The sequence below is a fragment of the Dielma fastidiosa genome (assembly GCF_003475485.1).
GTDB classification, from domain to species: Bacteria; Bacillota_I; Bacilli_A; order Erysipelotrichales; family Erysipelotrichaceae; genus Dielma; species Dielma fastidiosa.
In genome coordinates, this window is the sequence record NZ_QRQL01000002.1 from 179198 (window position 1) to 199380 (window position 20183).

The 20183-nt window shown below is 38.7% G+C and carries 25 protein-coding genes; 5 read left to right on the forward strand and 20 right to left on the reverse strand.

Features of this window, described 5'->3' with window-relative positions; genetic code table 11:
• Nucleotides 1-385 precede the first annotated feature (385 nt).
• From DWZ33_RS05515 to DWZ33_RS05525, 3 genes are all read right to left on the reverse strand, one after another.
• Nucleotides 386-1054, reverse strand: a complete 669-nt coding sequence (locus DWZ33_RS05515; protein WP_118454088.1) for a response regulator — start codon at nt 1052-1054, stop codon at nt 386-388.
• Complete coding sequence (locus DWZ33_RS05520) at nt 1051-2634, reverse strand: ATP-binding protein (RefSeq protein WP_118454089.1); 1584 nt, start codon at nt 2632-2634, stop codon at nt 1051-1053. Before DWZ33_RS05520 ends, DWZ33_RS05515 begins: the two co-directional genes overlap by 4 nt.
• Nucleotides 2635-2808: 174 nt before the next feature.
• Nucleotides 2809-4584, reverse strand: a complete 1776-nt coding sequence (locus DWZ33_RS05525) for a flavocytochrome c (RefSeq protein ID WP_118454090.1) — start codon at nt 4582-4584, stop codon at nt 2809-2811.
• A 461-nt stretch (nt 4585-5045) separates the two neighbouring features.
• Between DWZ33_RS05525 and DWZ33_RS05530 the strand changes: the two genes are divergently transcribed.
• From DWZ33_RS05530 to DWZ33_RS18245, 3 genes are read left to right on the forward strand one after another with little or no spacing between them, the layout of a single operon-like run.
• Entirely contained in the window at nt 5046-5837 is a 792-nt protein-coding gene (locus DWZ33_RS05530) for a PHP domain-containing protein (RefSeq protein ID WP_118454091.1), read from the forward strand.
• A 9-nt stretch (nt 5838-5846) separates the two neighbouring features.
• Nucleotides 5847-6278: a PglD-related sugar-binding protein gene (locus tag DWZ33_RS05535; protein ID WP_244925853.1), complete on the forward strand. Its 432-nt coding sequence runs from the start codon at nt 5847-5849 to the stop codon at nt 6276-6278.
• Complete coding sequence (locus tag DWZ33_RS18245) at nt 6279-6473, forward strand: LbetaH domain-containing protein (RefSeq protein WP_244925854.1); 195 nt, start codon at nt 6279-6281, stop codon at nt 6471-6473.
• A gap of 49 nt (nt 6474-6522) precedes the next feature.
• Here the strand turns inward: DWZ33_RS18245 and DWZ33_RS05540 are convergent, their stop codons facing one another.
• The 6 genes from DWZ33_RS05540 to DWZ33_RS05565 all read right to left on the reverse strand — a co-directional run bounded on the left by DWZ33_RS05540 (nt 6523) and on the right by DWZ33_RS05565 (nt 10317).
• Nucleotides 6523-6855 carry a hypothetical protein gene (locus DWZ33_RS05540; protein WP_022937087.1) on the reverse strand — a complete coding sequence of 111 codons (333 nt, stop codon included), beginning with the start codon at nt 6853-6855 and terminating at the stop codon, nt 6523-6525.
• A 374-nt stretch (nt 6856-7229) separates the two neighbouring features.
• Nucleotides 7230-8297, reverse strand: a complete 1068-nt coding sequence (locus tag DWZ33_RS05545; RefSeq protein ID WP_118454092.1) for an N-acetylmuramoyl-L-alanine amidase family protein — start codon at nt 8295-8297, stop codon at nt 7230-7232.
• A gap of 12 nt (nt 8298-8309) precedes the next feature.
• Entirely contained in the window at nt 8310-9146 is an 837-nt protein-coding gene (locus tag DWZ33_RS05550; protein ID WP_118454093.1) for an LptM family lipoprotein, read from the reverse strand.
• A gap of 81 nt (nt 9147-9227) precedes the next feature.
• Nucleotides 9228-9728, reverse strand: coding sequence for a phage holin family protein (locus tag DWZ33_RS05555; RefSeq protein WP_182425538.1), 501 nt, complete (start codon nt 9726-9728; stop codon nt 9228-9230).
• Nucleotides 9729-9730: 2 nt separating this feature from the next.
• Nucleotides 9731-10141, reverse strand: a complete 411-nt coding sequence (locus DWZ33_RS05560) for a carbohydrate-binding protein (protein ID WP_118454095.1) — start codon at nt 10139-10141, stop codon at nt 9731-9733.
• Nucleotides 10138-10317 carry a hypothetical protein gene (locus DWZ33_RS05565; RefSeq protein WP_118454096.1) on the reverse strand — a complete coding sequence of 60 codons (180 nt, stop codon included), beginning with the start codon at nt 10315-10317 and terminating at the stop codon, nt 10138-10140. The genes DWZ33_RS05560 and DWZ33_RS05565 overlap by 4 nt, the downstream gene beginning before the upstream one ends.
• A gap of 54 nt (nt 10318-10371) precedes the next feature.
• Between DWZ33_RS05565 and DWZ33_RS05570 the strand changes: the two genes are divergently transcribed.
• On the forward strand, nt 10372-11151 hold the full coding sequence (locus DWZ33_RS05570) for a glycine-rich domain-containing protein (protein ID WP_118454097.1): 780 nt from the start codon (nt 10372-10374) through the stop codon (nt 11149-11151).
• On the forward strand, nt 11148-11420 hold the full coding sequence (locus tag DWZ33_RS05575; protein WP_118454098.1) for a hypothetical protein: 273 nt from the start codon (nt 11148-11150) through the stop codon (nt 11418-11420). The genes DWZ33_RS05570 and DWZ33_RS05575 overlap by 4 nt, the downstream gene beginning before the upstream one ends.
• Here the strand turns inward: DWZ33_RS05575 and DWZ33_RS05580 are convergent.
• The 11 genes from DWZ33_RS05580 to DWZ33_RS05630 all read right to left on the reverse strand — a co-directional run bounded on the left by DWZ33_RS05580 (nt 11409) and on the right by DWZ33_RS05630 (nt 20181).
• Nucleotides 11409-11657, reverse strand: coding sequence for a hypothetical protein (locus DWZ33_RS05580; protein ID WP_118454099.1), 249 nt, complete (start codon nt 11655-11657; stop codon nt 11409-11411). The genes DWZ33_RS05575 and DWZ33_RS05580 overlap by 12 nt on opposite strands.
• A gap of 17 nt (nt 11658-11674) precedes the next feature.
• Nucleotides 11675-12040: a hypothetical protein gene (locus tag DWZ33_RS05585; protein WP_118454100.1), complete on the reverse strand. Its 366-nt coding sequence runs from the start codon at nt 12038-12040 to the stop codon at nt 11675-11677.
• Between the two features lie 136 nt (nt 12041-12176).
• Nucleotides 12177-12497, reverse strand: a complete 321-nt coding sequence (locus DWZ33_RS05590) for a hypothetical protein (RefSeq protein ID WP_118454101.1) — start codon at nt 12495-12497, stop codon at nt 12177-12179.
• Between the two features lie 9 nt (nt 12498-12506).
• Nucleotides 12507-13343 carry a hypothetical protein gene (locus tag DWZ33_RS05595; RefSeq protein ID WP_118454102.1) on the reverse strand — a complete coding sequence of 279 codons (837 nt, stop codon included), beginning with the start codon at nt 13341-13343 and terminating at the stop codon, nt 12507-12509.
• Nucleotides 13344-13394: 51 nt separating this feature from the next.
• Nucleotides 13395-13793, reverse strand: a complete 399-nt coding sequence (locus DWZ33_RS05600; RefSeq protein ID WP_118454103.1) for a hypothetical protein — start codon at nt 13791-13793, stop codon at nt 13395-13397.
• Nucleotides 13790-14266: a hypothetical protein gene (locus DWZ33_RS05605; protein ID WP_118454104.1), complete on the reverse strand. Its 477-nt coding sequence runs from the start codon at nt 14264-14266 to the stop codon at nt 13790-13792. The genes DWZ33_RS05600 and DWZ33_RS05605 overlap by 4 nt, the downstream gene beginning before the upstream one ends.
• Entirely contained in the window at nt 14256-15866 is a 1611-nt protein-coding gene (locus tag DWZ33_RS05610; protein WP_118454105.1) for a hypothetical protein, read from the reverse strand. Before DWZ33_RS05610 ends, DWZ33_RS05605 begins: the two co-directional genes overlap by 11 nt.
• On the reverse strand, nt 15863-16255 hold the full coding sequence (locus DWZ33_RS05615; RefSeq protein WP_118454106.1) for a hypothetical protein: 393 nt from the start codon (nt 16253-16255) through the stop codon (nt 15863-15865). Before DWZ33_RS05615 ends, DWZ33_RS05610 begins: the two co-directional genes overlap by 4 nt.
• Nucleotides 16255-19161 (reverse strand): cell envelope integrity TolA family protein, encoded by a 2907-nt coding sequence (locus DWZ33_RS05620; RefSeq protein ID WP_118454107.1) that lies wholly within the window; start codon nt 19159-19161, stop codon nt 16255-16257. Before DWZ33_RS05620 ends, DWZ33_RS05615 begins: the two co-directional genes overlap by 1 nt.
• Nucleotides 19154-19732, reverse strand: a complete 579-nt coding sequence (locus tag DWZ33_RS05625; RefSeq protein WP_118454108.1) for a bacteriophage Gp15 family protein — start codon at nt 19730-19732, stop codon at nt 19154-19156. The genes DWZ33_RS05620 and DWZ33_RS05625 overlap by 8 nt, the downstream gene beginning before the upstream one ends.
• Nucleotides 19732-20181, reverse strand: a complete 450-nt coding sequence (locus tag DWZ33_RS05630) for a hypothetical protein (protein WP_118454109.1) — start codon at nt 20179-20181, stop codon at nt 19732-19734. The genes DWZ33_RS05625 and DWZ33_RS05630 overlap by 1 nt, the downstream gene beginning before the upstream one ends.
• Nucleotides 20182-20183 lie beyond the last annotated feature (2 nt).

Here is a 20183-nt window from a genome sequence, read left to right on the forward strand (position 1 = left end):
TCCTCCAATGTTATTATGCGCATATTTATATTGTGTGAAATATGTTAATATGCGCACTAGAGATAAGTTCATCTGATATTTTAAAACAATTCTTTTTTATTAATAAAATCAATATTCTTCACATGCCAAATACCATTTCTTTTCTGTACAAGACAATCAGTTGTCATTACATACTAAGGATAATTATCCTTATGAATTCCAGAAGTATAGGCTCTCGATTTTCTATTTCTTTACTTAACAATCGTATCGGCAACTTGCACATAAGAATAATCCATTGTGCTGCTGCGCGAAATAAAATCATCCTCTAATTTTCATATTCTCCTTTAGAATAATAGCTCTTTAATGAAATTTCAATGGTTAAGTAAAATTCAAAAATGGTTTAATGCTATTTTAATTTCTTATACACATAGGAAGGACGGCCGACATTCCCATATTGTGTTTCCTTTTCCAATTCATTCTGCGTCACTAAATAATCAAGATAGACTCTTAACGTAACCATAGAAAAAGCAAATTCCTTTACCATTTTATGTGTATCAATCACCTTTTCATCACTGTTTGCCAGATATGTCTGAATCCGTTCAAGCGTAATAGGATGAATGCCTTTAGGTAATTGCTGAACGGAGGGTCTTTCAAACAGACGGTCAATTTCACTTTGATTGACATCGGTTGCCAAGGTAAACAACTCATAGCGGCTCATATACTTTTCCAAAGCGGCGGTAATCCGCTCTGCAGTAAATGGTTTAATTAAATAATCAACCGCGCCCAGCTGCAGTCCTCGCTGAATAATTTTCTTCTCCTTGGCGGCAGTGACAAAAATTACATCAACCTCATGATAAGTAAGCCGCAGTTCTTCAAGCATTTTAATACCATCCATCTTTGGCATATAAACATCAAGGATGATCAAATCAATCTTAGCACCGCTTTTTAAATAATTTAAAGCTTCGATGCCATTGCTGACATGCTTAACAACCTGAAAATTCTCAACCCGATTTATATATTCAGTGTTGATATGTGCGACCATTGGATCATCTTCTACAATCATTACCCGAATCATTTTCTTGCCCCCTCAATTTCTATTCTAAAGCAGCTGCCTTTCCCAAATGCTGAATCCACCATAAGTTTCCCTTGATACGCGTCTACTTGTTCTTTTACCAGATAAAGACCATAGCCGCGGCTGCCTTCTTTACTTGTGAAGCCCTTTTCAAAGAGCGGTGAACTATCCTTAATCCCACGGCCATTATCTTTAACCTGCAGGATCAGCCGATCTGCTTCATCATTAATCAAAACCTCAATCAGCTTATTGCTTTGCGAACATGTATCTAATTCATCCATAGCGTTATCAATAAAATTACCAAGCATGATAACCAGTGAATTAACATTAATGTCCAAGCTGTTTGAGAAAAAGCTGTTCTCATCAAGAGTCCATTGAATTTTTAACTCATGGCAGCGCTGACTTTTGCCAATCAATAAAGCGGCAATGGTTGGTTCATGAATGTTATTTAAAATTACGCTGATGGTTTCCTGCAGTTCATTGTTGATATTCCCGATGTATTCCTTAGCCGCTGCCTTCTGATCCATTTCAATAAAACCCAAAATGACATGCAGCTTATTTTTAAATTCATGGGTTGTAGCACGTAGTGAATCAACAATTTTCTTTACCCCGGTCATTTCCTCGGCAAGCTTCGTCATTTCCGTCTGGTCACGGAATGAGCTGACGCCGCCCACCTGAATATGCTTATCATTGATAATCGGAACGTTATTCGATACAACGATGCGCTCATTTAATGCATATTGAACATTTAATGCCGGTTCACCGCTTTCTAATACTTCCGGTAATTTCGATAGCGGAAATACTTCCTGAATCGGCTGGCCGATGCAGTTTTCCTTAAGCATCAAATATTGTCTGGCAGTATCATTAATTAAAGTTATTTTAGCATTTTGATCAATGGCAATAACCCCCTCATGAACAGCCGCGAGGATACCTTGATTTTCCAAGTATAAGCGGGCTATGTCTTCCGGTTCATAATTCAGCAGGCTTTTTTTCACAAAATGAGACAGGAATAAAGCACCTAAAATGCCGACACCTGAACCCGCCAAGATGAATAACAGCGTCATAAAATAAATCACTTGTTTAGCGACAACAATAGAATCCAAAAGAGTTCCAGCCATCACAAAGCCTAAAATTGTACCGTCCGCATCAAGAATCGGCGTAAAGGCGCGCATCGAATCACCCAGTGTACCCGGACCTACTGATACATAGGTTTCGCCGTATAAAACCGCCCGATCGTTATCTTCAGCCGAAAACATCTCTCCTACCCGATCTGATTTTGTATGACCATAACGTATCCCATTCTTATCCGCAACAACCATGACATCGATTTGTTCTAATGACTGCTGGGTCTTTTCAATAAAGGTTTGAATGGAGCCGTCATCTTTGCCTGATGCAATGCCTTCGATGATGATCGGTGAAAGAGCGGTGATTTTCACCACATTTAATGTATTTTGTTCTAAATTATCTTCCATTCTTTGGATATACCATTGTCCTGATATTGTTACCGAGATCCCAATCGAAAAGATGATCAGCACGATAACTAATAAAGATATTTTTTGTGCCAGTTTTAATTTTAACCGCATAGTGCCTCCCCCTGATTATCGATTTATAATGATTTGTGAATACTTTAATTATAAGCTGAACTGGCTGTAAAAGATAGAACCAGAATTTGTCTTTTAATCATTTTCTTGGTTTACAGAAGCAAAAAGAGACAGTTGAACTCCTGCCTCTTTGCCACAGATTCTTATAAGATAAGCTTATTTCGCCTGTGCTAACGCGGCAGCAATGGCTTCCAGTACCGCATTGGATGAGATTGTAGCACCGCCGATTGTATCCACTTCAACCGATTGCTTCTGAATTACTTCAGGCAGCATATCCCGAACTACACCGTCAAAGATACCGGCAGTTTCTGAATGCTGTAAAACATTGATTTCACTGATACTGCCGTCAGTCACGATAACCTGTACGTTCAGCTCACCGTTGCGGCCTTTAGCTGATGCCTCATAAGTTCCGTCTTTGAAGTCACCTTTAACTGTCGGTTGGGCTGCTTTAGTTTCTGGCAGCACTAAGTCTTTTTTATCCTTAGTTTCAGCATAGGCACTGGCCTGGATGCCTGCCTGACGGCCAAATACCATGATATCCGCAACAGCGTTGCCGCCTAAGCGGTTGCCGCCATGCAGACCACCGGTAACTTCACCAGCGGCATATAAGCCCTTGATGCTATCGCCGTCAACATTGATTACCTCAGTTAATGTATTGATTTTAATACCGCCCATAGTGTAATGCACAGCTGGTGATACTTTAATGGCATAATAAGGCGCCTGTGATAAATCAACGTCTAAGCCAGTCTCTCTGCCAAACTCTGCATCATTCTTATTGGCTACTGCTTCATTCCATACAGCAATTGTTGATTCAAGAACATCAGCATCAATTTCAAGTACGCCAGCAAGATCTGCTAAGGTTTCGCCTTTAGTAATGATGCCCTTTTCATAATTTTCCTGTAATGCCTTCATGCTATCCATCGTATTCTGATCCAGAATCATATACGCATATTTGCCTGGCTGTTCCAAAATAGCAGTAGACAGCACATCACGAGTCAGCATTTCAGAGATAAAGCGTTTGCCGTCTTGATTAACAAAGATTGCTCCCTTACCGCGAACAGATTCCGAAATAACGGTATTGGTCGTAACTTCAACCGTAGGATTTGTCTGAATCTGATCCGTATCTACTGTATCTGCACCTACTGCCTCTGCCATTACGATACCGTCTCCCGTAGCGCCTGGATGATTCGTTGTAGTAAAGCCTTTTAAATCAGGACGATATTTTACATAAAGGTCTTCATTAGCGCCGAAACCGCCAGTGGCAATAATCACCGCATTGGCATTGAAGACTAATTCCTCGCCATTCTTATCAACTGCCTTAACACCATTTACTTCACCATTCTCACTCAGTAATTCCGTAGCTGTCGTATTATATAGAATAGTGATTTGACGTTCTTCTAAATTTTTCATTAATACTGGTACTAAGACGCCGCCGATTTTTGAACCGTCAGCCGGACGATGCATTCTTGGATAAGCAGCGCCCGCGCCCTGTGCAACATCACTGACGTCCATATTAATTGATGTCAGCCAATCGATGGCTGCTGCGCTGTTTTCAGCAAAATAGGTAACCAGCTCCATATTATTGATCTCTTTGCCGCCAATATAAGTATCATCGATCATTGACTGTACGCTGTCCTCAATGTTTTTTTCTTTTTGGAATACTGTTTCAGCGGCATTTAATCCACCTTCAGAACGAATCGTATTTCCCCCTGCATAACTCATTTTCTCCAGAATTACCACATTTGCGCCGGCATCAGATGCCTCAATGGCTGCCGCCATACCCGCGCCGCCAGCACCAATAATCACGATGTCAGCAGAATATACGGTATCTGATGGTTCATTGACTTCTGGCTGTTGTGGATTTTCAGCTGGTTTTGATGTACACCCGCTAACGAGCATTAAAGCTAAAAAGCCCATAAATAATTTTTTCATAATCACATTTCCCTCCTGTTTGTTAACAATATAACATATCCTTTTGTGAAATAAATGTTTTATAAGTTAATGAGGAGTTTTTCAAATAAATAAAGTGAAGCTGCCATGCATGATTGACAAGCCTGCCGTTCATGCTTATAATAAAATTAAATACAGAGAGACAAGATTAAGTGATAATGAAAATGGAAAGCGAACCCATGGCGGTGAAAGTTGGGTACATTGGTTATCATGGATTCCACTTGTTTAGTAGAGTCATTGAAAATAAGTAGATGACTTCGCTGGGGCGTTATACCTTAAGTAAGATGCGTACTTTTTATAGTGCGAATCAGGATGGTACCGCGTTTAAACACGTTCCTGTTTGGAATGTGTTTTTTTTATTTGAAAGGCGGGGTGCTGTATGTAGTAATTAATAATTAGCAGTTTATATTGAATTATTGTTAGCTGAAAGCGAGGAGAACAAAATGAAAAAGCAAAACTTTAATCTGCATACACATACAGCACGATGCGGGCATGCCTGCGGCTTGGATATACAATATATTAGCTGTGCTAAAGAAGCCGGCATTGATTTACTGGGATTTAGCGAACATATTCCTTATGTAGAAATGAGACTGCCGGAATGCCGTATGTTTTATGAACAGAAAGAGGAATACATCAATTCAATCAGAAGACTTCAAAATGAATTACATGGCTGGATTGATATCAAAGTTGGCTATGAAATCGAATATCTCGAAAATCATTATGAATATTTGATGCAAATGAAAAAAGATTGCGATTACATGATTTTGGGACAGCATTGTAAATATATAGGGTATGAATACGATTGCTGCTGCACTGATGAAGATGTTTTAATTTATGCTATGCAGATTGAAAAAGCTCTTGCAAAAGGTTTTATTACTTATGTTGCTCATCCAGATTATTATATGCTTGGCAGACGCAATTTTAATTTGGTATGTGCTGAAGCGGCACACCGGATTGCCAAAGCAAGCATTGACTATGATGTGCCTTTAGAAATTAATCTGAATGGCTTTCATTATGGTAAGAAGTTTTATCAGATGGGCAGTCAAATCGTTGAACGTTATCCTTATCCATTTAGAGAATTCTGGGAAATTATCAGTGAATATGGCTGCAAAGTCCTTTATGGTTATGATGCTCATACGCCTATTGCATTCTTAGAAACAGACAGACTTGACAAAGCAGATGAAATCTTAAAGGGAGTCCCTTTGAATTTTATAGATTCGGTCAGTTTTAAATAGGTGAATGTTATGAAACGGTTATTAATATGGGGTGCTGGTGATCAAGGTTTGGTGACGCTTGAATGTGCTTTGGCAATGGGGGTTTATAAAGAAATCAACTTTCTTGCTTTTAAAGAAAAAGAATATCAAAAGATTTCTGGATTTCAGCTTTATAAGGAGCAGGATATTATGCTTAATCAATTTCTTACAGCTTATGATGAAGTTATTGTAGCTACTGGCGACAATGATTTACGCGAATACAAATTATCAATTTTAACTTTGCTGACGATACCAATAGCAACTATTGTTCATCCGACGGCCGTGATTAGTCCTTTCACAGAAGTCGGAACGGGATGTACGATATTAGCTAATGCTGTCATCAATATTAACGCAGCGATTGGACAAGGCTGTATAATTAATAATGGGGCTATAGTTGAACATGACTGTATAATAGGTGATTAAGTGAATATTTCACCTCATGCAGCTATTGCAGGCCACACCCGAATCGGCAGAAAGTCATTCATTGGCATAGGAGCGTCAATTATTGATGGAATTGTGATAGGAAAAGGTGTGATAATAGGAGCCGGTGCTGCAGTGATTCATGATATCCCCTCATACACAGTAGTAGCTGGTGTGCCAGCACGATCCATTAAATAAAATAGGTGTCGGCTTTCTGATTAACACAGATAGCATGACACCTTTTTAATTATGTACGCCGCATAAATTCTACAAAAGCAAAAATGATAGAAATAACGGTAAGGATGGCGACGATCAATGAAGACATGTTATTCGCATATTCAGCCAATTCTGGATTTGCAATACCAAGAAGCAAGAAGTAACAGCACCACACCAGACCAATGGCAAGCACCAGAAAAGTGATATATTTAAGTATAACTGACAGTTGATTTATAAATTTGCGGGCAGCCGCGTTGTTTGTTTCTGAAGGCTTCTTTTTGAAGATTAATTTCAAGCCTCCGCAAAAAAAGCCAACGATGATGCCGACGGTGATTGCCCGGCAGATTAGGAAAATCGTATTCATATTGCACATCCTCTCTTAATGTGTGTTTTTAAGCAGACTCGACACTATTTCTATCTTCAGCATACACCTTACAAGCTTTATTTAATATATGTATATATTAAACCATAGAATGCCGTTTTACAATGTATCAGATGTCAATGTATTATATAAGAAAAACGCCCAGTAACAGGCGTTTATTTGTAACTTGGTGGAGCTGGCGGGAGTCAATTTATAGCATTTTTAACATGGCTATAATCATCAATAATTGCATAAAATAAGCATTCAAACGCAATTCATGAAAATAGTATTTCATGTTTGTTTATAAATTTAAGGCATAAATTAAGGCATAAAAAAAACGGCTTACCCTCAATTAAGAGAGTAAGCCAATTTTTAGATTAAGATTTCAAAGGATATGTAGTTGTATTATATGGAGAGGATTGACCTGCACCATTTAAACATTTACCTTCGCTATCAAAAGCATAATATTTGCCACCATCTAAAATCTGACAATTCGTAGCCATTTTACCACTAGATAGAACATAGTACCACACGCTACCACTAGCTACCCATAATGATGTTTGCATAACACCGCTAGATGGTGACATATAATACCAATCATTTCCAGACTTAACCCAACCTGTTCTCATTGCCCCACCTGCATAATCTGTATTATGATCAGGTGCACCTTGTTTTGGGTTCAAGTAGAACCATGAATTTCCAATCTTGATCCAGCCGGTAGCCATTGCATTACCGTTAGTAGGATCTAAATAGAACCAACCATCACTTGTCTTGATCCATCCTGATACTTTTACACCGTTTTCGTAATAGTACCATTCAGAGCCGTCAGCAATCCAGCCATTCCATTGACCGTCAGCTGTAACAAAATCAAAAGGAATTGCATCAATGTAATTTCCAAAAGTGACTTCATGATTTTTATCAAAATAGAAAATATCGTTAATAAACTCATCATTATCAAGGCAATAATAATAATCACCAGACACAGCAGGATCAGTTAATGACATACCTGTAAATGAACCTCTTTTAACGCTCATATGAATATGAGGACCAACTGTTGCATCTATTCCTGCATCCGTCCCGGGAGAATAAAAATGCATTCCTTTTTCAAATTCAAAACCAACTCTCAATGCTCCTTTTTCTGTTGAAACATTAGGTCCACCATGAGTACAGAAAATAGTAATCTTTGTCGTTCCCGAATAAGCTGGGCATTTCACCTCTTCTAATGACTCAAAAACAGATAGACATGCAGATTTCCCATCGTTGTCTCTCTGATGATAAACACATTTCAATTTACATGGGGCATAGAATTTATTTCCATCTGGAGATATATCGATTGCTTTATATCCTTTATGGGAAGAAGAAATTGAAATTACATTTCCATTTCTATCAATTCCTTCAGTTTGATTAATTACTCCCTTTGTAGCTGGGAACATACAATAATTCATATAATTTTCCTCCTATTTTAAAGGAATTAGAAATGTAGTAGAAAAATCATTTCCCATTATTTGAGCAGATCCTTTAACAACATAATTATCATTAAAAGTTCCTATCAGATAATCATCAATATTCTTAATTAAATTATCAAAATTACAATTATAATTATACCCATCGCATGCATCAGGATAACCAATAGTTTCATAATAGGTATTTGTAATATTCTTCAATTGATCTATATCATGTATATTTAGTCTATCCAACAATTCTGCATTAGTAATAATATTACCAGTAGTAAGATCGAAATTATAGATTAAAATCTGTTGGGTATTTACTCCAGCGCCAAATCTATATTTTCCACTTCTAAGAAATATTGATAATACGTCATCGTATACATTATAAAATGCAGCTTGGATAAGACCATCATTATAAGAAATTAAATTGTAATAGTTGATAAAGTCTTCATGAAGCTGAAAGTTCAATTCTTTTGCCTCTTCACTATCAATATTGATCACAATATCTTGAATTACTGGTTTTAAAGGGAAATGATAATCAAAAAACAAAGTATAATTATCTACACCTGAATATAATTCTAGTTCTTTATTAAGGGTTTCATCGCCATAAGTTACAGAGAATACATCAGATAGATCTCTTGTATATTCAGTTTCTACATACACCCAATCCTTAGTTTCATCAATTTTCTTAACATACTTAGTTTCTTCCGGCTTCTCCTGTTCCACAGGCTTTTCAGGCTGTTCAACTACCGGCGGTTCTTCTGGCTTCTCTGCCTCCGTCGGGCCTTGCTGAACACATCCCGCTATCATTGCCATCAATAAGAAACTTGTTAGTATTTTTTTCATAATATCCCACCTCGTTACTATAAGTATACGAGATTTTTCAGGATATTTCTAGGTTACGGCGGATGACTCCACGGTTTTGATTTATTCATTTTCTCTATCCTTAACGTTTACAGCGTCAACAGCTGCTGATCCCTGGTTCTCAATGAGATGCTTAAACTTATCGACCAATGCGATCAGGAAGCCCGGCAGTGTCATTTCCATCTCGATCAGGTTCTCCAGAATACTGATCAGCTCATTGAAGATCAGCCAAAGACTCACCAGCAAGCCGAAGAATGTATCAGCTGGTATAATGATACCTACTTGTTCTGCTACATTAATGATCACCCAATCACAAGCAATGGCTACCGCAACTATGACAGCATAAAGCAGTTTCTTTACGATTCCCCACAAACCCACGGAGGACTTGATTTTACCGTGATAGCCGGCTGATATGATACCGGTGATATAATCTACCACCATGCATAATAAAAGCAGCACAAGCACAGGAAATAGGATTCCTAGCTGCGCTGCTATAATCGTCATAAAACCAACAAACCCAGTCTTGACGATGACCGGGTCCGCTTTATCAAATAAGTTTTTCATTTTCATTCTCCTTGTTTCTGCCAGTTGGCTGGATAATCAACTGGCGAATATGCGTTATTATTTACCTTACTAATATATACAGCATCATCAAACAGCACAACCTCATCCATCATATAAGCATCATGCGCACCGGTTGGCTGCACATAAGGTTTTGGGTTATCCTTATTCTTCGTATGCTTAATTGCCCACAATGCGGGTGTCTGTGATGGCTCCCAGCCGTCTTGACTCGTATGTGCTTGTACGCATCTGTAAACTTGACCATCAAACTTTCTAATGTCATTGACTGCGTAATCAATGCCAATATCCCAGTTGTCAACCAAATCTTCGCAGTCAATAATCTTTGTGTCATCGTTGGCTGGTAAAAGCTGCTGCCATTGCTTACGCAGCAGTCGTGCTTGTTCAACTAAGCTCATGCCATTTCACCTACCAATACCTTAAATGCATTTTCGTAGTTATCTTCAATCACAGGTTCTTCAGATAAAATGTATGTCTTTTCTTCTTTGGTCAGACTAGTTCGTGCATTGATATAATCAGCGGTCACCTGACCTGATTTGTATAATCTTTTTAGTGATTCAGTTAGTTGTGACATAAGGTCACTCTCCTTTCTTTAATTCCTCAGTCTTCCAAAGACGGAGGAGTTTTTATGAGTTGGGGTGAGGTTAAATATGCGATAAATTCGACACTTGGAACAGAAGAATTCACATCACTCGACCAAGTGCTCATAAATTCATTTGGTGGTCATGAGCTATTTACTGAAAGCGGAACTTTTACCGTACCCGCTGGCATTAGTGAAATTTACATCAGCGCTTGTGCAGCTGGTGGAAGTGGTGGGAATGGTTCAGGAGGAGTAGCAGGAAAAGCCGGACAATTTATCATTCGTGAGAGAGTACGTACATTACCTGGTGAAAAGTTTAATTTTACTATTGGTGACGGGAATACTGTAATAACTAGCGATAAATATTCCAAAACATTAATTGCAAATTCTGTAAGTGGCTGTGCCCCTAATGATGTATTAGGATATTGGACGGGGTATAGTGCTCTGGATAGTTATTATACAAACTCAGATGGCAAAATTAGTGTTAATTCTACTTCTGGAAAAGGTGGCAATGGAGGGGCTTTTGGATATGGAGGAGCTGGGGGAAATTATTGCTATGATTTAAGTGGATATAAAAACTACCCTTCATTAGGAGGTTCAAGCGTCAGCTTAATTCAAAGTAATTATCCTGATACATCTCCTCTCAGAAAAGCTAGCTTAATGTGTGGCGGTGATTCAATAAACAGTAGAAGTTCGTCAGGAGGTTCTAATGGTGAAGCCGCAGGAGGATATGGAGCAGGTGGTGGCGGTGCTGGTGGAAGTAGCCGAATAGGCGGAAAGGGTTCTCCTGGCATGGTATTTATTGAGTGGGGAGGACTAAGACGATGAGAAAATACGCTCAAATCCTAAAATCAGACAATACAGTAAACTTAATTGGTGGTGCTGAACTTGGTTTGCCAGTCCATGACCACCCTCTTGTTTACTGTATTGATATAACCGATAGAACCGACACCATAGAACTGTATATGGTTTATGATGCTTCCACTAATACCTTTGCTTATCCTAATCCTGTTCCCGAAGCTGAACCAACTGACCCTATGACGGAGGTAATAGACAAATACACCTTGACCTTAATACAGAGTGACTTACTTAAGTAAATCACTCTCGACAAGACTAAGAGTATAAGCATCTATCGCTTCTTGCACAGGATCAACCATTGGCTGCTCTGGCATATATTCATCAGTCCATTGCATAGCTTCAACATCATACTTACGTTTCATATAAGCAGTATCGAAACTGCTTAATTCAACAAGGTTTGATTGATTTACTTTACCACTTAATTGAGAGATTGCGATGCAATATCCGTCTGCATCTAATTGTGCGTATATGTACATTTAATCTGTCCTTTCTTTTAATAAAATTCTATTACTTGCCATTGGCATTTTATCTGACTATACCATCGGCTAGAATATCTACCTCCTGGAGCTGTCATATATATCCTTATCGTAGAGTTATTAATAAACTCTGCGCGTGGATCAACAAAATATCGATATTCTTTGCTTTCGGTGCTTGGAGTTCCAAATGTTGGGTTTATACCTTTTACTATCAGCACTGATTTCTCAAGGTTAACTGGACTTATTTTATAATCTTGATATCCCCAATCGTATGGCTCATTGTCACCAGAATAATCACCAAATTCTTGATCGATGGTACCTCGTTGTACACTTTTAACAGCACCGATGGCTTCTATCTTATCGTATAAGTCTTTAGTGAACATTGTTGCCACCTAGAATAATTTTCTTAACAGCTTCAATAGACTCTAGGGATACTTCACTACCTATATAGGCAACTTCATACCCCCCCCCCCATGAAAATTGTTACATTTTTGTTTTCTTGTTTCATTTTTTTACCTCCTAATAAAACTCGATAACTTGCCAAGATACGTTTTTTGAACTACTTGAAGATGTGTGTTGGCTAATAGTAAATGATGTATCAGTTATGTTTGAAATATAAAGACTTGTAGAACAATCATAAGCACCTCTACTATATTGGTAGCCATCACCTTGTAATAAAATCATTGACTTATTAATGTCTATTTTGTTCATTTTGACTACTATATCATTACCGCTCGTTCCTAGCGAACATGTGCCTCTTTGCACTGATTTTACAGACTGTACCGCATTGATTTTTTCCGTCATTTCATTTAATTTTTTATCTAAATTTTCTGTGAACATTTAATCACCTCATTTCAACGTATAAACAGATATACCTAGATAAGCATCGTTAGTTTCCGTAAATGTACAGCCTCTAATTGCGATAGCGTTAGTATTTGTACTACCTGTTGATGGTCTGCTATAACCTGTTTTACCTGTAAATACAGTGGTATTGTTTAGAGCCATGTTCACCTTGTCACTAGATGAGCTGTAATAACCACAACAACATAAGCCGATAACATTGCCTGATGAAAAATAATTATTTGCACCACTTACACTATCATGACCGCCATTGTATGAATTAGTAAATAGTGTTGATTTCTGCATCGTATTAGCAATAGCTGTAATATAAGCTGTAGTTTCATTTACTTTCTTCAACCAATTAAATAAAGTGCTACTGTTAGTAACTTTAGAAATGCCAGCTATGGCAGTTTCACTATTGATTACCGCAGTCATGGCAGTTTCACTATTGATTACCGCAGTCATGGCAGTTTCACTATTGATTACCGCAGTCACATTCTCAAAGTCAGCGGCTGCGCCGCTGGCACCCGCCATGATCTTAGCCATTGGCCAATCGCAGTATTTGATGATCTTATCGTAGAGAGGCGAATTAACTATATTAGATACATAGGTCCAGTCATTGCACACATCTTCAAAGCTAGCTAATTTTCGCAATTTATCAGAATTAATCCGCAGATAAGCGTCAATGACATAGCCAATGTCGTATTGCTTCAGTGCCCAAGCGCATGTTTCCTCATTGAACGCTTCAGCAAGTGTGAGTTGAATCAGCATTATATTAAGTGGGCGTGTTAGTTCCTTTTTCTTGATGGAACTATTTATCGCATATGCTATTTCAGCCCAACTCATAAAAACTCCTCCGTCTTTGGAAAACAATATCTCATAATCAATTTCTCCTTTCTAAACCACGGAAGTAACGATGTTTACGCCAAATCCAGTGTCTTTTGTTATTGAATAAATGACTACTCCTGCCTGATAATAATCGACCTGTTCAGTTATGGTATCTCCAAAAGTTGTTGTCTTTTTCAGAATAATATCATCATTATTCTCTGTGTCCACGATTATTGATACAATCTGATCACCAAATTCATCAAGTTTTTTAACACCCTTGTAATTTAAGATATTATCCTCAGTAAGCATATTAATCAGTATGTTTGCTGATAGTTTTGTACCATCCTGAAGCCTAATGTAATCCTTTTCCAGCAGTACCTTTTCATATAGCACTGCACCGTTCTGCACAATGTTATAGTAACGTTTTCCATCATTACCAACTTGTTCATCTAAAAATGTAGGTCTCATTCAAACTCATCTCCTCCCAATGTGCATTTAAGCACTTGCATTCCTTCTTGCACGCTTTTTAATACATGTGGCATCAGATAGAGGTTTCGCTCGATGTTGTTTTGTGTAACATGAGTGGCCCCAGTCATCCTCCGTGGTACTTCTCCCATTCTGCCGTTTTTGATGGAACCCATTAAATTCAACACACTCAAACAATAATCACTCATCAGCTGCAGGTCTTGAAAGTCATCCATCGTAAAATCTGTTTTAACAGGAATCGTTACATCATATCCCCACTGTCGATACATTGCATTGATATATCGACATGCTTCAGCGACGCGATTCAGATCACTACAATTAAGGCAGCCTTTTAAATCGGAAGACCATTCCTGCTTTTCTGCATCCGTTAGGTTTTCATAACCTTTATTGCGTAAATAAATCGCTCGGTTAACATCCGCAGCTGTACGGTCATAAATCAGTCTATCAAGAATCATAATCAAGCACCTCACAATCAGCTACGATCTTTGATGAATTTAAATTGAATGTATTTGAGATCACATGCCCTCTCTTTTCCCCCAGATACTTTGTTGAATAATTGATCAAGTCCCCTACTGATAACTCATCACTCACGATTTTCACATTTGCAATCGAAGTTCGAATGAAAAAAGCATATAGATTATTCAATACAGTAGCAGCATTATATTTAGAAACTAATGTAGCTGAAGAAACTTCCATGATGTTCTGAAGCTCATTGGCCGCTGTTGTTGGATTTTTCTTACTCATGATCGTCATGTTGTCCTCATAGCCATAACCACTCAAAACGTAGTCGCCGGCAGCTTCGATAATAGCGTAATTAGCACCACTTAATGTAATGCTGCCACCAGTTATAGATAAGTCTGAATAAGCCCCGGAGAACGTGATTTCAACTGTTCCTGTTGCATTTCCTTTTGCTATCTCATCTGGTTCTATTTTCTTAACATAGTCATGCACAGTGAGTCTTACTTCTGTAACCTTTTCTTCTTGATCAAAGGTTGAATTTTCCATGATCTGCGTATATTCACCACTTACTGAAATCGGCATCTTATACATATCAATGACACTTGATCTTGATGTATCCGCTGTTGCACTGCATGCAAACAAGACCTGCTGCAGTGCTTCTCTAGCTGTGCCAATCGGTAAATATCCATATAAAGGGATATCCACGAACGAATCGACATCCAGCAGATAAGGTACATGGCACGTATCCATAATATCTTTAATAATCACGCTTGCCATTTCGCCAGTAAAAAGGCCTCCATTATAGGAAGCTTTCGTTAATACGCCGATATAGTCAGAAGTCGTGATATCCCAAGTCGTCTCTGCCTTCTGACGTGCTTTGTCGATGAAGAAAACACCAATCAGCTTACCGTTGTAATATAACTCTAATGGTTGCTTCTTTTGAAATAGAAAGGCAATAGGATCTTCAGAAACTAATGTGAAATTCATATTGTTCACTGAAAGCTCTGAACTTACTAGATTAACTTCCTCCGCCACCTTCACATTCATCAATTCGTCATTAGTGAATACTCTAGTGATGCCATAATCGATCAGATTCAATTTCAAGTAACGTTCCGGCAGTGAAGTCTCATAAAAAATGAATTCGATTTTATCAACATTAGTAAGCTGCTTATTCGTGAAGAATTGCGGTTTATTGATATGATAGGTTTCATCCGATACCAATTCATTTAAAAAGTATGCCTTCATACTGAACTTCCTAGCATACTCATAATGATTTTGATCAAAGGTAATGGTAAGTCCGACAAATGATACGGGCGTACTGTATGTTAAAGTAAGCTTAACTGGTGTGGTAAAGCTGCAATCCGCACCACTTTTAGTCAAGCTCCAATAACCTAAATCACCATTATAATTAAAGTCAGCTGAAGTACCATCAAGGACTCGACTGTTATGTTCGCAAGTCGCATAACCTTGAAAGTTGCCTGTATCTCTATTCAGCTGTGTTAAATCATTGAACGGCTGCTTATCCTCTGCGGTTGGATTACAAAACAACTTAGCAGTGGGTGATACATCTTTATAAATTAATTTTGTTTCACTCATGGTCTTCTTATTGGCTCCATGCAGACTATTTCAATAGACAGATCGCCCCAGTATCTTATCCCATGTCTTACATACTTTAATGTATCAGATCCGCTAGACACATAGCCATCAAACTGCAATTCAGATTGCCCATAGGGGAACGCGAAAGAATGACTATCTACTGGTGCCGATAAGATTTCATAAAGATTATCATAATCTGCCGGGGATAGCTTATTGGTATCGATTGCCAATGTATAATTGTAATAAGTACCAATGATATCCCTTGTCATGGATCCATTTAATAATCGTCCTGCATTCTCACCGTCAAGAATCGTAAATTTACGTTTGATTGAATCCTCAGCCAGAAACACAGCATCTACGTCATAAGTAACACCATCAACACTAAACATTAAAATCTGCCTCCTTTTGCTAACTGCACACCGACACGCTGCTTCTCTTGGTTGTTTGCTTTATAAACTGCTCTAGCAAACTCAATGCCGTCCATTTCCAAAACAACGGTGATATTACGATTACTGCCCGTATTGTCTAAAACTTCTTGAAGTGCCTGCTTCATTGTTGATAATGGTGAAACGACTTCTTCTTCAGACTTGTTATCACCAAGTACAGCCATGAATGGGTTATTAGGCGATACGACCGAACCGGTTGCAAGATGCGGAATACTGAATGTTTTAGGCATTGCAGAATAACGTGACATTCTTGAGCTAATTGATCCGCTGTCCATTGATTCTAATCGTTCCATTGCTGATATTGCACTTGACACTGAACTTTGAATTGAAGATGCTGCACTTCTTGCAGCTGCTGCCGCTGCATTCATCGTATTCTGCACTAACTGCAGCATTACCTTTAATTGTTCATCTAAAGCATTCATCATCGCTTTAAACGCATTGATCAATCCAGTCATCATCTTTTTACCTTCATCAAAGAAATAGAGTGAATAAGAGCCTTCAGTTTTAAACCCTTTTTGCCATAACTCTTTGATCTTTTTAACAGCATTTGATAAAGCATCTAGCGCTATCTGTAATGTATCATTGATACCTTGTGCAAGACCTGGCATGATGAATGAACCTAAGTATTCAAACTCGCCTGATGGGGAGTGGATATCTAAAGCAGATCTGGCACTATCTAATAGCTGGCTGCCGATTCCTGCCGCTACTTTTCCTACACCAGCGACACCATTTTTGATACCTTTGACAATATTGCTGCCAAGTTCAGACCATTTATCTAGAGTAAACCACGGTGACACATCATTTTGCCACCATGATCCTACTGCCGAACCCCAATCAGAAGCAAACTGTCCTATCGAATCAGTAATAGAGTGCCACATATCCGTGAAGAATTTGCCAACATCACCAAGCCGGCTGCCTAATCCATTTAAAAGGCCTTGCATGACATTAACCCCGATTTCAGCAAATACAGTGCTCGGTGAATGGATCCCTAAAAGGTACTTAAACGCATCAACAATCGGTCTGACGATATTTTCATCAATCCAGCGAACAATGTCAGAAATCGTTTGTAATAGCCCGCCTAAGAAACCATCGCCACTGTTTTTACCAAGCTCACTAAAGAACCCGACAATGGTATCCCATGCAGCATTGATGGCAGATAATATCAGACCTGCAAAGGCGGCGGCTATACCCAGATAGTCAAGATTAAGAAAAGCATCTGCGATAGAAGCACCTACTTGATCCCACGGCGTATCCCGTATTTTCTGGCTGATCGAATTGATAAAGTTAATCACAAACACGCTCAATCCTGCTGCCAGCGCGCCTAGATCAACAGTAGCAACCATATTGCCAAACATCTGAATAAGACCACCAATAAATGTACCTAAAGCAGTACCCGCCATGCCCCAGTTGAAATTTTGTACTGCTCCTGTTATGGCTTCACCAATAAAAATACCGATGGAATCCCAGTGTAAGTTCGTTACGAAACTATAAGCAAAGAAAAATGCAGTATTCAACCCCTGAGCGATCGAATTGCCTATTTTATAGCCTAAATCTGGAAATTCGACAAAGCCATTGATCAAGTTAGCCAGATTAGTACCAATCAAACTAGCTTGGTTCTGAATAGGACCCCATTTGATACTATCTAAAGCTTTAGATAACTGCTCACCAATGATAGTTCCTATTGAATACCAATCACCATTGCTGATGTTTTCTTTTATCTTATCCGCTAAATTGATAATCTCTGAGCTGATTTGTGCTTCCTCAAACATATCACTTGCATCTGTACCACCACTAGTTGAAGAACTGCTGCTCAGCTTTTGCAACGTGTCAAAAGAGGCAACCTGTTTTTCCTGTGCTTTTGTACTACCGGCGGTTGCCTTTCCATAGTCCACCTGAGCTTTCTTAGCTTTAGTGAAAATGGTCGCTGTGCCCGTTAACCTGGCTGTCAGCTGTGCGATCATATTGATCAGATTCACGATTGAGCCTGTGACCATATCCACGATTGGAGCGATCGCTGATAAGATAGGTGCAAAGGCTGTAGCTAAGGCATTACCAACATAGGTAACATTGCTTTTAAGGCCGGACATCGTATCGTTGAATGTGGAAGAATAAGCAGCTAGATTGCTGATACCTTCTTTCGCCTGATTGATCATGGCCATAATCAACCTGCGTGTGACCATGAGCTTCATCATCGTGCCCAATCTTGATACTTTCTTCATCATGCCATCAATTGGATTGACGGCCTTTGCCGTTTTGGTTCCAAAGCTCACGATACTCTTTGCACCACTAACAAATGCCCTGCCAGTCTTCTTGACCGCTGCTACTAGACCTTTACCTAAGAGCTTGGTTAACCCTAACACGGCTTTCTGTGTGCTATCTATAAAGACTGTCAGAGGATTATTCATCCTCTTTACATAGCTGTCATATTTCTGTTGAGCGGTATTCAAGTCTTCTTGGGCTGATTGTGTATCCTTTTCAGCAACGGTCAATTCGTTATATGCCTCTTTCACAAGGCGTAATGAAGCCGCAAAATCGTCGTGATCTTTAGCAAGTGATAAAGTATAACCTTTATCAAACTTGGCTCCCCAGGCTTCTTTATCCTTTGCTGCTTCATAACTTCCGTATTGGTTTTCAAACTTTTTTCTAAAGGCCGCATTAGTTGCGTCAGTATCGTACTTAGCACGTATCTTATTTGACTTTGCTTGAGCTGCTTCAGCTTTTTTATTGAGCTTATCCTGAGTTGCCTGAAGCTTCTTTAGCTCACGCTCCGCATTGATCACATCCTTTTTAAGATCATCAATATTTAACTCAGTATCAATCACAACCGATCCATCTGATTTTCTAGCCACTCTCATCACCTGCCTTACCGAGCAACTTCCGGAACTGCTCTATTTTCAGTTTCTCTTCTGGACTTAATTTAGGCGGCAAATCTATGATATCTTTATTTTGCCTGTAAAATTCTTTATCCGCCTTGTCCATCTTACCCTTTGCCTTGCGATCACGTACACCAACAAGGCGGTTAAAAAAGCAATCAGGATTCAAATCTAAAAACATATACATGAATTTCCACCAGTGGATTTTCTCATTATCAAGATCGATCCCGTGGGATTGTCTGATTGCGGAATAGATATACTTTGCATCCTTTTCCCACGAAAACAAAGTGACCGAAATGCCTGTCTTTTCCTTTCCGTGTTCATTACAATTTAAAAAGGCGATCGCATATTCAACCGCCTTTTCTAAATCATTAGGGATTTCTTTATACAATAACTGCAGCATTACAATCATTTTCTCCTGCATCGTCAGCCCATCATCCTGCATTGCGAACATGATTTTTAATCCGATCCTGAAATCGGTATTCAAGCCATAGTCCTTGCCGTCTATCTTCACCTTGCTTGGGAACTGATCGACTAAAATATTCATTAGTTGAGGCCTTCAGTTTCCTCTGCTTGGGTGTACTTTGATACTTTCTTTTCGCGAGCTTTATCGAAATAAGGTGTTAACTGTTCAATAAAATCAATATACAGAACAGCATTTTTTGACTTACCAAATAATCGCTCACAAGTCCCTGCGCCAAAAAGAAGATCAAACTTAGCTCGTACAAAATTCACCAATTCAAGATTCTCTTTAAAGTACAATTCATTTGCCTTTGAAAGACCAAACGAATTAGCTGTTTTGTCTTGCTTGGTAAGTGCCTGCACTTTCCCTTTTATGACTTGGTCTTTTTTATGCAGTTCGTTCAGAAAATCATAAAAGTTAGCAGCAAATTCCGCATCAAATGGATCAAATTCAAACTCATCAACTTTATTACCTTTACCATCCAAAATGTCCAATACAATGACATCTTGATTTAATAATTGAATGCTTGCCATAT

What these genes read in the sequence shown, in the direction of transcription:
- DWZ33_RS05515 (WP_118454088.1), bottom strand. Translation starts at nt 1,054, where the DNA reads ATGATTCGGGTAATGATTGTAGAAGATGATCCAATGGTCGCACATATC.
- DWZ33_RS05520 (WP_118454089.1), bottom strand. Translation starts at nt 2,634, where the DNA reads ATGCGGTTAAAATTAAAACTGGCACAAAAAATATCTTTATTAGTTATC.
- DWZ33_RS05525 (WP_118454090.1), bottom strand. Translation starts at nt 4,584, where the DNA reads ATGAAAAAATTATTTATGGGCTTTTTAGCTTTAATGCTCGTTAGCGGG.
- DWZ33_RS05530 (WP_118454091.1), top strand. Translation starts at nt 5,046, where the DNA reads ATGAAAAAGCAAAACTTTAATCTGCATACACATACAGCACGATGCGGG.
- DWZ33_RS05535 (WP_244925853.1), top strand. Translation starts at nt 5,847, where the DNA reads ATGAAACGGTTATTAATATGGGGTGCTGGTGATCAAGGTTTGGTGACG.
- DWZ33_RS05540 (WP_022937087.1), bottom strand. Translation starts at nt 6,855, where the DNA reads ATGAATACGATTTTCCTAATCTGCCGGGCAATCACCGTCGGCATCATC.
- DWZ33_RS05545 (WP_118454092.1), bottom strand. Translation starts at nt 8,297, where the DNA reads ATGAATTATTGTATGTTCCCAGCTACAAAGGGAGTAATTAATCAAACT.
- DWZ33_RS05550 (WP_118454093.1), bottom strand. Translation starts at nt 9,146, where the DNA reads ATGAAAAAAATACTAACAAGTTTCTTATTGATGGCAATGATAGCGGGA.
- DWZ33_RS05555 (WP_182425538.1), bottom strand. Translation starts at nt 9,728, where the DNA reads ATGAAAAACTTATTTGATAAAGCGGACCCGGTCATCGTCAAGACTGGG.
- DWZ33_RS05560 (WP_118454095.1), bottom strand. Translation starts at nt 10,141, where the DNA reads ATGAGCTTAGTTGAACAAGCACGACTGCTGCGTAAGCAATGGCAGCAG.
- DWZ33_RS05565 (WP_118454096.1), bottom strand. Translation starts at nt 10,317, where the DNA reads ATGTCACAACTAACTGAATCACTAAAAAGATTATACAAATCAGGTCAG.
- DWZ33_RS05570 (WP_118454097.1), top strand. Translation starts at nt 10,372, where the DNA reads ATGAGTTGGGGTGAGGTTAAATATGCGATAAATTCGACACTTGGAACA.
- DWZ33_RS05575 (WP_118454098.1), top strand. Translation starts at nt 11,148, where the DNA reads ATGAGAAAATACGCTCAAATCCTAAAATCAGACAATACAGTAAACTTA.
- DWZ33_RS05580 (WP_118454099.1), bottom strand. Translation starts at nt 11,657, where the DNA reads ATGTACATATACGCACAATTAGATGCAGACGGATATTGCATCGCAATC.
- DWZ33_RS05585 (WP_118454100.1), bottom strand. Translation starts at nt 12,040, where the DNA reads ATGTTCACTAAAGACTTATACGATAAGATAGAAGCCATCGGTGCTGTT.
- DWZ33_RS05590 (WP_118454101.1), bottom strand. Translation starts at nt 12,497, where the DNA reads ATGTTCACAGAAAATTTAGATAAAAAATTAAATGAAATGACGGAAAAA.
- DWZ33_RS05595 (WP_118454102.1), bottom strand. Translation starts at nt 13,343, where the DNA reads ATGAGTTGGGCTGAAATAGCATATGCGATAAATAGTTCCATCAAGAAA.
- DWZ33_RS05600 (WP_118454103.1), bottom strand. Translation starts at nt 13,793, where the DNA reads ATGAGACCTACATTTTTAGATGAACAAGTTGGTAATGATGGAAAACGT.
- DWZ33_RS05605 (WP_118454104.1), bottom strand. Translation starts at nt 14,266, where the DNA reads ATGATTCTTGATAGACTGATTTATGACCGTACAGCTGCGGATGTTAAC.
- DWZ33_RS05610 (WP_118454105.1), bottom strand. Translation starts at nt 15,866, where the DNA reads ATGAGTGAAACAAAATTAATTTATAAAGATGTATCACCCACTGCTAAG.
- DWZ33_RS05615 (WP_118454106.1), bottom strand. Translation starts at nt 16,255, where the DNA reads ATGTTTAGTGTTGATGGTGTTACTTATGACGTAGATGCTGTGTTTCTG.
- DWZ33_RS05625 (WP_118454108.1), bottom strand. Translation starts at nt 19,732, where the DNA reads ATGAATATTTTAGTCGATCAGTTCCCAAGCAAGGTGAAGATAGACGGC.
- DWZ33_RS05630 (WP_118454109.1), bottom strand. Translation starts at nt 20,181, where the DNA reads ATGGCAAGCATTCAATTATTAAATCAAGATGTCATTGTATTGGACATT.